The sequence below is a fragment of the Burkholderia sp. BCC1638 genome (assembly GCF_902833195.1).
Taxonomy (GTDB): Bacteria; Pseudomonadota; Gammaproteobacteria; order Burkholderiales; family Burkholderiaceae; genus Burkholderia; species Burkholderia diffusa.
Map to the genome: position 1 here is coordinate 192,708 of NZ_CADFEC010000012.1, position 11,178 is coordinate 203,885.

Here is an 11,178-nt window from a genome sequence, read left to right on the forward strand (position 1 = left end):
ATCCGGTGTTCGAGAGAAGGAAACATGCACAACGACAACACCCCCCACTCGCGTCGCGATCGCGACGCAGCCGCATCCGGCATCACGCGGCGTCAATGGCTGCAGGGCGCACTGGCGCTGACGGCGGCAGGCCTCACCGGCTCGCTGGCGTTGCGGGCCCTGGCCGATAATCCCGGCTCCGCGCCGCTCGATACATTCATGACGCTCTCCGAGGCACTGACAGGCAAGAAAGGGCTGAGCCGCGTGCTCGGCGACCGCTTCCTGCAGGCCTTGCAGAAGGGCTCGTTCAAGACCGCCGACGGCCTCTCGCAACTCGCGGGCGCGCTCGCGTCCGGTTCATTGAATCCCGATCAGCAGGCCTCCGCGCTGTCGATTCTCGAAGCGTGGTATCTCGGCATCGTCGACAACGTCGTGATTACTTACGAAGAAGCGTTAATGTTCAGCGTCGTGTCCGATACGCTCGTGATTCCTTCGTATTGCCCCAACAAACCCGGCTTCTGGGCCGAAAAACCGATCGAGAGGCAAGCCTGATGGCCGATACCGATACGCAAAAAGCCGACGTCGTGGTCGTCGGATCCGGTGTCGCAGGCGCGATCGTCGCGCATCAACTCGCGATGGCCGGCAAGTCGGTGATCCTGCTCGAGGCAGGCCCGCGCATGCCGCGCTGGGAAATCGTCGAACGCTTCCGCAACCAGCCCGACAAGACGGACTTCATGGCGCCGTACCCGTCGAGCCCGTGGGCGCCGCATCCGGAATACGGCCCGCCGAACGACTACCTGGTCCTGAAGGGCGAGCACAAGTTCAACTCGCAGTACATCCGCGCGGTGGGCGGCACGACGTGGCACTGGGCCGCGTCGGCATGGCGTTTCATCCCGAACGACTTCAAGATGAAGACCGTGTACGGCGTCGGCCGCGACTGGCCGATTCAGTACGACGACCTCGAGCATTACTACCAGCGCGCGGAGGAAGAGCTCGGCGTGTGGGGCCCCGGCCCCGAGGAAGATTTGTACTCGCCGCGCAAGCAGCCGTATCCGATGCCGCCGCTGCCGTTGTCGTTCAACGAGCAGACGATCAAGAGCGCGCTCAACGGCCATGACCCGACGTTCCATGTGGTGACCGAGCCGGTCGCGCGCAACAGCCGTCCGTACGACGGCCGGCCAACCTGTTGCGGAAACAACAACTGCATGCCGATCTGCCCGATCGGCGCGATGTACAACGGCATCGTGCACGTCGAGAAGGCCGAGCAGGCCGGCGCGAAGCTGATCGACAGCGCTGTGGTCTACAAGCTCGAGACGGGGCCGGACAAGCGCATCGTCGCCGCGATCTACAAGGACAAGACGGGCGCCGACCATCGCGTCGAGGGCAAGTACTTCGTGGTCGCTGCGAACGGCATCGAGACGCCGAAGATCCTGCTGATGTCGGCGAACCGCGACTTCCCGAACGGCGTCGCGAACAGCTCCGACATGGTCGGGCGCAACCTGATGGATCACCCGGGCACGGGCGTGTCGTTTTACGCGAGCGAGAAGCTGTGGCCGGGCCGCGGCCCGCAGGAAATGACGTCGCTGATCGGTTTCCGCGACGGTCCGTTCCGCGCGACCGAAGCCGCGAAGAAGATCCACCTGTCGAACATGTCGCGCATCAACCAGGAAACGCAGAAGATCTTCAAGGCCGGCAAGCTGATGAAGTCCGACGAGCTCGACGCGCAGATCCGCGATCGTTCGGCCCGCTACGTGCAGTTCGACTGCTTCCACGAAATCCTGCCGCAGCCCGAGAACCGCATCGTGCCAAGCAAGACGGCCACCGACGCGATCGGCATTCCGCGCCCGGAAATCACCTATGCGATCGACGACTACGTGAAGCGCGGCGCCGTGCACACGCGCGAAGTCTATGCGACCGCGGCGCAGGTGCTGGGCGGCACGGACGTCGTGTTCAACGACGAGTTCGCGCCGAACAACCACATCACGGGCGCGACGATCATGGGCGCGGATGCGCGCGACTCGGTCGTCGACAAGGACTGCCGCACGTTCGACCATCCGAACCTGTTCATCTCGAGCAGCTCGACGATGCCGACCGTCGGCACGGTGAACGTGACGCTGACGATCGCGGCGCTGGCGCTGCGGATGTCGGACACGCTGAAGAAGGAAGTCTGACCGTGCGGAAATCTACTCTCACCTTCCTCCTCGCCGGCTGCCTTGCGCTGCCGGGCCTCGTGCGCGCGGCCGACTCGGCCGATCCCGCGCAGATCAAGCGCGGCGAATATCTGGCGGTCGCGGGCGACTGCATGGCCTGCCACACCGCGAAGGGCGGCAAGCCGTTTGCCGGCGGCCTCGGAATGCCGGTGCCGATGCTCGGCAAGATCTACACGAGCAACATCACGCCCGACCCGGACACCGGCATCGGCAACTGGACATTCGACGACTTCGAACGCGCGGTGCGTCACGGCGTCTCGAAGAACGGCAGCAACTTGTATCCGGCGATGCCGTACGTGTCGTACACGAAGATCAACGACGACGACGTGCAGGCGCTGTATGCGTACTTCATGCACGGTGTCGAACCGGTCAAGCAGACGCCGCCGAAGAACGAGATTCCCGCGCTGCTGAGCATGCGCTGGCCGCTGAAGATCTGGAACTGGCTGTTCCTGAAGGACGGCGCGTACCAGCCGAAGCCGGCGCAGAGCGCCGAGTGGAACCGCGGCGCGTATCTGGTGCAAGGCCTCGCGCACTGCAGCACGTGTCACACGCCGCGCGGCATCGCAATGCAGGAGAAGTCGCTCGACGAGACGGGCGGCAGCTTCCTGTCGGGTTCGGTGCTGGCGGGCTGGGACGGCTACAACATCACGTCCGACCCGAACGCGGGGATCGGCGGCTGGACGCAGCAGCAGCTCGTCCAGTACCTGCGTACCGGCAGCGTGCCGGGTGTCGCGCAGGCGGCCGGTCCGATGGCCGAGGCGGTCGAGCACAGCTTCTCGAAGATGACCGACGCCGACATCGGCGCGATCGCGACGTATATCCGCACGGTGCCGGCCGTCGCCAGCGGCGACGCGAAGCAGTCGCGCTCGTCGTGGGGCAAGCCGGCGGAAGACGGCCTGAAGCTGCGCGGCGTGGCGCTCGCAGCGTCGGGCATCGATCCGGCGCGGCTGTATCTCGGCAACTGCGCGACGTGCCACCAGATGCAGGGCAAGGGCACGCCGGACGGCTATTACCCGTCGCTGTTCCACAACTCGACGGTCGGTGCGCCGAATCCGGCGAACCTGGTGCAGGTGATCCTGAACGGCGTGCAGCGCAAGGCCGGCAGCGAGGACGTCGGGATGCCCGCGTTCCGCAACGAGCTGTCGGATGCGCAGATCGCCGCGCTGACGAACTACCTGACCGGCCAGTTCGGCAATCCGGCCGCGAAGGTGACCGAGCAGGACGTCGCGAAGGCGCGTTGACGCCAGGCGCGACGCGGCATGAAGCAGGGCAACACTGACGAGAGGAGGAGCACAGCACATCGGGCGGGCCCCGATGCCGGTTGTTGCAGAGCGGGGCGGGCGGCTGGCGGTCGCCCGTCCCGGTTCACAGGCAATCCGGTGCGCGCGTTTCGCGCACCGCTTTCGTTGATCACACCATGACACCGAATCAACCGTTTCTCGCGTCCCAGCGCGATGTGCTGCTGCTGCTGTCCCGAATCCTGCTCGTGATCCTGTTCGTGATGTTCGGCTGGAAGAAGATCATCGACTTCTCCGGCACGATCGCGTTCATGGGAAGCGAGGGGGCGCCCGCGCCGATCGTTTCGGCGGCCATCTCCGTGGTGATGGAGCTGTTCGCCGGCATCGCGATCCTCGTCGGTTTCCAGACGCGGCCGCTCGCGCTGCTGCTTGCGCTGTACACGATCGGCACCGGCTTCATCGGCCATCACTACTGGACGATGTCGGGCGGCGAGCAGATCGACAACATGATTCATTTCTACAAGAACATCGCGATCTCGGGCGGCCTGCTCGCGCTTTGCGCGGCGGGCCCCGGGCGTTTTTCGATCGATCGCGGGTGAACGGACCGCCGGCGCGTGCATGGGGCGTGTGCCGGACGGTCGAGACTCCGAGGGGGCATCATTTTGCGACTCAAACATTTCGCATGGCTGATCGTGGCCGCCACGCCGGCGGCCGCGTTTGCACAGACCAGCGTGACGCTGTACGGCCGTATCGACGGCGGCGTCGAATACCTGAACCACATCGCGACGCCCAATGGCAGTTCGACGCGCTGGAGCGCGGAAGGCGGCGACTGGGGCACCAGCATGTTCGGCCTGAAAGGCGTCGAGGATCTCGGCGGCGGGATGTCGACGGTCTTCAACCTGGAAACCGCGTTCCAGGTGATGAACGGCACGACGGGCGGCGGACGCATGTGGTCGCGCCGCGCGTATGTCGGGCTGAAGAGCGACACGTGGGGCCAGCTGCAGGCCGGCCGCAACCTGTTCATCGACAGCGACGGCGTGTGGGAATTCGATCCGTTCGTGCAGCAGGCGTTTTCGTCCGCATCGCTCGTGCGCGGCCGCAACTGGCAGCAGAGCAGCAACAACATCGAATATCACAGCCCGGTGATCGGCGGCTTCGACGTGCAGGCGCAATATGCGTTCGGCAACCAGTCGCGCGGCTTCAACTACGGCGCGGCCGACGACTTCGGCCGCTCGGACGGGATCATGATCTCGTATCACTCTCCGGTGCTCGACGTGCGCGGCATCTACGACGAGCTGCGCGACAACAACGGCAAGTTCAGCAACATCTTCACCGCGTCGCGCGAGTATTTCGTCGGCGCGAACGTGAAGGTGTCGAAGTTCAAGATCCAGGGCGCCTATACGCACTACCAGGCGCCGGACAGCCCGGCGGGCGTCGCCGATCGCGCCGATCACTACTGGCTCGGCGCGACCTACACGGCCACGCCGCAGTGGGCCGTGACGGGCGGCGGGTACTACGTGAAGGTCGGTGATGGCGGCGGCGATGCGTCGCACGATCCGTCGGGGCACGCGATCATGTACGTGCTCGGTACGACGTACAACCTGTCGAAGCGCACGTTCCTGTACGGGACGGTCGCGTATGTGCGCAACGGCGGCAACTCGAACTTCTCGCTGCTCGCGTCACCGCGCGACGCGACGTCGGGCACGAGCCCGATGACGGGCGAGTCGCAGACGGGCGCGTATGTGGGGATGATGCATACGTTCTGAGCGGGGCGGTTTGCGCAGGGAAAGGCACGGGCGATGAAGGCCCGTGCCTTTTTGTGTTTACGGGGCCGGCGTGCGGCGTGCCGTATGCGTTGCCGGTCAGAACCCGCATGCCTCGGTCGTCGTCAACGTCGCGAACGGCCCGCCGAGCGTCGCATTGTGATGCGCGACGATCCGCTCGGCCGGCAACGCGGGCGTATCCATGCAGGTATGCGCATCGGCGACGAGCACGGCGCGAAAGCCGAGATCGGCGGCCGCGCGGCACGCCGTGTCGATGCAGTACTGCGTCTTCATCCCCGCAATTACGATCTCGCCGATCCCGGCCGCGTGCAGCCATTCGGCGAGGCGCGTGCCCGCGAAACAACTCGGCCGGGTCTTGTCGAACACGATGTCGCGTGCCGTATCGATCGCGAGCGCCGGCAGCAATGCGGCGAGCGGCGCATCGGGCGCGATCGGCGAACCCGCCGGGCCGGTGTGGCGTACGGCGAACACGGGCGCGCCGGCTTCATGTGCGCGGCGAATCAGCCGGTTGACGTTGGCCAGCACGCGTTCGCCGTCATGCGGACGATCGGGGCCATGGAACAACCCGACTTGCATGTCGACGACGAGCAGCGCACGTTTCGGGGATGGGGCTTCGGACATCGCGTTTCTCCTGAAAGGCCGGTGCGGACGGAGAAACGACGAGACCCCGTCCGGAACCGGCGGGGCCTGTGGGAATCGGTGAAGGGTGCTACGACCTTGCGCGCATTCGCCGCACGGGCCCGCCGAAGGCGGTCGTGCGCGTGGTCGTCGAAAGGGTGAGCGTGGCGTCGTGCATGGAGCGATCATGCACGAAGCGCGTTCGCTGCGTCAATGACGTGTCGCGCGTCCCGCGTCGCCACCGCTCAATCGAGCGCCTTCCCGGCCTTCTCGTCCATGCAGCGAATCGCGAGCAGAGTGAGCACACCGCAGCCGATCGCATACCACGCGGGCGCATTCGGATTGCCGGTCGCCGCGATCAGCCACGTGACGAAGAACTGCGCGAAGCCGCCGAAGATCGCGACGCCGACGCTGTAGACGAGCGCACCGCCAGTCGCCCGGACCGCGCGCGGGAACAGTTCGCCGAGCATCGCACCGGTCGCGCCGATGTTGATCGCGTGCACGACCGACAGCGCGGCGATGATCGACAGCAGCGACGCGGCGCCCGGCCATCGGTTCAGCGCGATGAACGCGGGATAGATCGCGGCCATCAGCACGATGCGGGTCCACCAGACGATCCGGTTGCGCCCGTAGACATCGGACAGGTGGCCGCCGATCGGCGTCACGAGCATCAGGATCGCGCCCGCGACGCAGCCGGCCGTCATGGACAGCCAGGTCGGCAGGTGCAGCACCTGCACGCCGTAGATCGCCATGTAGAACACGATGATGTAGTGGATCGACGTGCCGCCGATCGTCACGCCGAGGCCCGAGAACACGGCCTTGCCGTGGTGGCGCAGCACGTCGGCGAGCGGCAGTGACGCGACCGGTTCGTCGTGCGCGGCGGCCGGGCTGGCGGCCGGCACTTCCTCGACGGTGCGGCGCAGCCAGTAACCGAGCGGTACGAACAGCGTGCCGATGATGAACGGCACGCGCCAGCCCCAGCTTTCGAGCTGCGCGGCATTGAGCGTCGACGTGAGCGCGACGCCGGTGAGCGCCCCGGCGAGCGCGGCGAGCCCCTGGCTCGAGAACTGGAACGACGCGTAGAAGCCACGGCGGTGCTGCGGCGCCTGTTCGAGCAGCAGCGTCGTCGACGCGCCGACTTCGCCGCCCGATGCGAACCCTTGCAGCAGGCGTGCGAGCACGAGCAGCAGCGGCGCGGCGATGCCGACCTGCGCGAAGGTGGGCGCGACCGCGATCGTCGCGGTGCCGAGCGCCATCAGCAAGAGCGTCAGGATCATCGCCTTCTTGCGGCCGGCGCGGTCGGCGTACATGCCGATCACGAGCCCGCCGAGCGGACGCGTGACGAAGCCGACGCCGAAGCTCGCGACCGCGAGCATCAGCTGCCCGAACGACGAGTGGACCGGAAAGAACAGCTTGCCGATCAGGATTGCGAAGAAACTGTAGACCGTGAAGTCGTAGAACTCGAGCGCGTTGCCGACCGCGGCGGCCGCGATCAGGCGGCGTTTCTTCGCGGCGGCGCGGGCATCGGCCGACGAGCCGGCGAACGGGAGGGCGGACGTTTCCATGGGGTTCCCCTGCTGAAGCGCGGAACTGCGTGATGAAGGGCCGTCAGGCCGTGAGCCAGGCTTCGGCGACGCGGACCCAGTAGCTCGCGCCGATCGCGAGGATGTCGTCGTTGAAGTCGTAGCCGGGGTTGTGCACCATGCAGCCGCCCTTGCTGCCGACCCCGTTGCCGATGAACGCATAGCAGCCGGGGCGCGCTTCGAGCATGAACGCGAAGTCCTCGCTGCCCATCAGCGGCGCGGCTTCGGTCTCGACGCGCTCGGCGCCGAGCATCTGGCGCGCGATGTCGGCCGCGAACGCGGTCGGTTCGGGATGGTTGACCAACACCGGGTAGCCGTAGTCGTAATCCACGTCCGCGGCGACGCCGAAGCTTTCCGCCTGGCCCTTCGCGAGCGCTTCGATGCGGCGGGCGAGCAGCGCGCGTACATCAGCGTTCAGCGCGCGCACCGACAGCTTCATCACGACGGTTTCGGGAATGATGTTGAAGGTCTCGCCGGCCTGCACGCTGCCGACCGTGATCACGGCCGCGTGCTGCGCGTCGACTTCGCGCGCGACGATCGTCTGCAGCGCGACCATGATGCTGCCCGCGGCCGACATCGGATCGCGCGCGAAGTGCGGCATCGCGCCGTGACCGCCGACGCCGCGCAGCGTGATCGTCACGCGGTCGGCCGACGCCATCGCGGCGCCGGTGCGGAATGCCATGTCGCCGGCGGCGCGGCCCGGCATGTTGTGGATCGCGAAGATCGCATCGCACGGGAAGCGATCGAACAGGCCATCGTCCATCATCGCTTTCGCGCCACCGAAGTTTTCCTCGGCCGGCTGGAAGATCAGGTTCAGCGTGCCGGAGAACTGGCGCGTCGCGGCCAGGTGACGCGCCGCGCACAGCAGCATCGCGGTGTGGCCGTCGTGACCGCACGCATGCATCTTGTTCGCATGGCGGCTCGCGTAGGGCAGGCCGGTGGCCTCCGCGAGCGGCAGCGCGTCCATGTCGGCGCGCAGGCCGACGCTGCGCGTGCCTTGTCCTTCGCGCAGCACGCCGACGACGCCCGTCTTGCCGATGCCGCGATGCACTTCGTAGCCCCATCCGGTGAGCAGTTCGGCGACGAGATCGCTCGTCAGCGTTTCCTCGAACGCGAGTTCCGGGTGCGCGTGGATGCGGCGGCGCACTTCGATGAGGTCCGGGGCGATCGCGGCGATGCCGGGGATGACGGGGTTCACGGCTTGCAGCATGGTGTCTCCTGTGGGTCCGGTGGACGTTTGACGCGCATATGACGTGAAAGGATATAAATTTCTTTTGCGCACCAGAAGCTGCTAAATTGCTTTGGTGCACACCACCGGTTGCCGCTCGGGAATACCCTGATCCTGCATGCGCCGCGCTGCACGGGGTTTCCACGAATCACGCATGCCGCCATGAAATACCATCAGCTGAAAGCGTTCGTCACCGTCGCGGACGAAGGGAGCATCCGCGCGGCCGCGCGGCGCCTGAACGTGTCGCCGGCGGCGTTGACGAAGGCGGTCAAGGAACTGGAGATCGCGCTCGGCGTGTCGCTCGTCGTGCGCACCGCGCGCGGCGTGCAGCTCACGGCGTTCGGCCAGCAACTGCAGGTGCGCGCGCGGCTGATCGTCGCCGAGATGCAGCGTGCGCGCGACGACATCGAGCAGGCGCAGGGCGCGATGACGGGCTCGGTCGCGGCGGCGATCACGCCGGCCGCCGCGGTGACGATCCTGCCCGACGCGTTTCGCGCGTTCCGGCGGCGCTTTCCGGTCGCGCGCGTCAGTCTGATCGAAGGGTTCCCGGGCGTCGCGCTGCCGCGCCTGCACGACGGCTCGCTCGATTTCGCGGTGGCCGTCGTCGTGCCCGAACTGCTGGCGGCCGAGTTCGATCACGCGGAACTCTACGCGAGCCGATCGTTGATCGTCGCGCGCAAGGGGCATCCGCTCGCGTCGGCCACGTCGCTCGCCGATCTCGTCGAGGCCGACTGGCTGATGAATCCGTCGCCGGAAAGCTCGACCCAGGTGCTGTTCAACTCGTTCATCGCATACGGGCTGCCGGTGCCGCAGCGGGTCGTCGAATGCCCGAGCTTCGGCCTGGCGCACAGCCTGATGACGGGCTGCGACCTGATCGCGTCGATGCCCGAACAGCTGCTGCAAGGGGAGTGGGCGCGCGACCAGCTCGCCGTGCTGCCGATCCGCGAGCGGCTGCCCGGCGTGTCCGTGCAGGTCGTCACGCGCCGCGACAGTCCGCTCACGCCGGCCGCGGCAATGCTGCTCGACTGCCTGCGCGATTCCGCGCGCCGCAAGGGACTCAGATGAGCCGCTCGATGCGGGCCACGCAATGCATCGGGTAGTGATCCTGATTATCGGTCGCCCGCCTCGAGTCCATCCCGCTTGCGGCCCGCCTGCCGCGAGCCGGTATCATAGCGGCCGGCCTGCCGCCCCGGCCGGCTTTCGACAACACGCCATCCGGCATCCAGCAATCAGAGGCATCACATGACCAGTGCAACCCAATTCGACAACGTATCGGTCGTCAAGCGCGCGAACGTCTATTTCGACGGCAAGTGCGTGTCGCATACCGTGCTCTTCCCGGACGGCACGCGCAAGACGCTCGGCGTGATCCTGCCGTGCGCGCTCAACTTCGGCACGGACGCGCCCGAATTGATGGAAGTGCAGGCCGGCAAGTGCCGCGTGAAGCTCGACGGCAGCAGCGAGTGGCAAACCTACGGCGCCGGCGAATCGTTCTCGGTCCCGGGCAAGAGCCGCTTCGACATCGAGGTGCTGGAGACGCTCGACTACGTCTGCAGCTACCTGTAAGCGCGCAAGCAAGGTCGCGGCGCGTGCGCGCGGCCCATGCGCCTAAACAAAAAGCCCCGCCGAAGCGGGGCTTTTTGCATGCGGGCGGCGCAATGCCGTCCGGCAGCGGTGCTTACAGACAGGCGTTGATGTCGCCGGCGGCGGCCGCGTCGCCGCGCACGGCGACCCACGTCTTCGCGCCCGGATTCGGCGACGGACGAACCATCGCGGCCGCGCCGTTCGGCGGTTGCTGGCCCGGTGCGTAGACATCGGTCGCGAGGCCGTTGGCGAGCACGTTCTGCGAGATCACTTGTTGCTGCGACTTGTCGGCCCAGGTCTTGGCGATGCACGCCGAGACTTCCGGGGCGGCCTTCTGGCTTTGTCCCACGTTCTGCGCGGCCGGATCGGCCGCGTGAGCAGAAATTGCCACGGTCAATGCGATGAGCGGTAAGTATTTCACGTTCACGTTTATCTCCCTCGAGTCGTGATTGATTGAGTGGGATGCGCAGCAGAACTGCGTGCTTGTGAGATTGCATCGGACAAATGCGGTTCCGGCGATTCCGAAACAAGTTGTTAACGCGCTTGCCAAACGGCAATCCGGATGCTGTGCGTTCTGTCGCGCGGCGGCATGCGTCGTGCGTGGTCCGTATGGAGACACGGCGGCGACGTCATGCGTCGTGAGGTCGGCTCGCTGCCCTGAGATGTGGCGGATTGACGGTCGCGGCGTGCTGCATGTGTCTGCATGTCGCGCCGCGACGCTTCTTTATTGGATGACGATGTGGAACGGCTGAATGATGGCCCCGTCGCATGCGGACCATGATGACAAACTTTCGTCCGATCGATTGTCAACGAAGTTTAAACGCCGGACGCGAGCGCTTTCCAATGGAACAGGAGCCTGGACGAGGGTCTGCACTGGCTCTTGCGTAGCGCTTTCGGCGCGTTTCCAATGCAAAAGAGCCTGTTGTTGGCCCGACACGCGCGAGTTGACCGACACCG

General features: G+C 66.5%; 12 protein-coding genes. 7 read left to right on the forward strand and 5 right to left on the reverse strand.

Annotated elements, in window-relative coordinates; translation table 11 throughout:
• Positions 1-24: 24 nt before the first annotated feature.
• The 5 genes from HWX22_RS16900 (at position 25) to HWX22_RS16920 (ending at position 5,193) form a co-directional block, all read left to right on the forward strand.
• Positions 25-531 (forward strand): sugar dehydrogenase complex small subunit, encoded by a 507-nt coding sequence (locus HWX22_RS16900; protein ID WP_059691289.1) that lies wholly within the window; start codon positions 25-27, stop codon positions 529-531.
• A complete protein-coding gene (locus HWX22_RS16905; RefSeq protein ID WP_175909536.1) occupies positions 531-2,150 on the forward strand; it encodes a GMC family oxidoreductase in 1,620 nt (539 codons plus the stop codon). Before HWX22_RS16900 ends, HWX22_RS16905 begins: the two co-directional genes overlap by 1 nt.
• Before the next feature lie 2 nt (positions 2,151-2,152).
• Positions 2,153-3,430, forward strand: a complete 1,278-nt coding sequence (locus HWX22_RS16910) for a cytochrome c (protein ID WP_175909537.1) — start codon at positions 2,153-2,155, stop codon at positions 3,428-3,430.
• Between the two features lie 176 nt (positions 3,431-3,606).
• On the forward strand, positions 3,607-4,026 hold the full coding sequence (locus tag HWX22_RS16915; RefSeq protein WP_175909538.1) for a DoxX family protein: 420 nt from the start codon (positions 3,607-3,609) through the stop codon (positions 4,024-4,026).
• Positions 4,027-4,089: 63 nt separating this feature from the next.
• Entirely contained in the window at positions 4,090-5,193 is a 1,104-nt protein-coding gene (locus HWX22_RS16920) for a porin (protein WP_059533872.1), read from the forward strand.
• Positions 5,194-5,289: 96 nt separating this feature from the next.
• On the opposite strand, the gene HWX22_RS16925 is transcribed toward HWX22_RS16920, so the two are convergent.
• The 3 genes from HWX22_RS16925 to HWX22_RS16935 form a co-directional block, all read right to left on the reverse strand.
• Positions 5,290-5,832 carry a cysteine hydrolase family protein gene (locus HWX22_RS16925; RefSeq protein ID WP_124522101.1) on the reverse strand — a complete coding sequence of 181 codons (543 nt, stop codon included), beginning with the start codon at positions 5,830-5,832 and terminating at the stop codon, positions 5,290-5,292.
• A 242-nt stretch (positions 5,833-6,074) separates the two neighbouring features.
• Positions 6,075-7,394 (reverse strand): MFS transporter, encoded by a 1,320-nt coding sequence (locus HWX22_RS16930; RefSeq protein ID WP_175916063.1) that lies wholly within the window; start codon positions 7,392-7,394, stop codon positions 6,075-6,077.
• Between the two features lie 43 nt (positions 7,395-7,437).
• Positions 7,438-8,622 (reverse strand): M20 aminoacylase family protein, encoded by a 1,185-nt coding sequence (locus HWX22_RS16935; protein ID WP_175909540.1) that lies wholly within the window; start codon positions 8,620-8,622, stop codon positions 7,438-7,440.
• Positions 8,623-8,802: 180 nt separating this feature from the next.
• Here HWX22_RS16935 and HWX22_RS16940 point away from each other — a divergent pair, with 180 nt between their 5' ends.
• Both HWX22_RS16940 and HWX22_RS16945 read left to right on the forward strand, forming a co-directional pair.
• Positions 8,803-9,705 (forward strand): LysR substrate-binding domain-containing protein, encoded by a 903-nt coding sequence (locus HWX22_RS16940; protein WP_059819254.1) that lies wholly within the window; start codon positions 8,803-8,805, stop codon positions 9,703-9,705.
• 177 nt (positions 9,706-9,882) lie between these two features.
• The gene (locus tag HWX22_RS16945; RefSeq protein WP_006478890.1) at positions 9,883-10,203 is read left to right on the forward strand and encodes a pyrimidine/purine nucleoside phosphorylase; all 321 of its coding nucleotides are present in this window, start codon (positions 9,883-9,885) and stop codon (positions 10,201-10,203) included.
• A gap of 112 nt (positions 10,204-10,315) precedes the next feature.
• On the opposite strand, the gene HWX22_RS16950 is transcribed toward HWX22_RS16945, so the two are convergent.
• Together HWX22_RS16950 and HWX22_RS31790 are read right to left on the reverse strand one after the other, a co-directional pair.
• Positions 10,316-10,648 (reverse strand): hypothetical protein, encoded by a 333-nt coding sequence (locus HWX22_RS16950; RefSeq protein WP_175909541.1) that lies wholly within the window; start codon positions 10,646-10,648, stop codon positions 10,316-10,318.
• Positions 10,649-10,945: 297 nt separating this feature from the next.
• On the reverse strand, positions 10,946-11,178 hold a 233-nt coding region (locus HWX22_RS31790; protein WP_208456463.1), incomplete at its 5' end, for a hypothetical protein.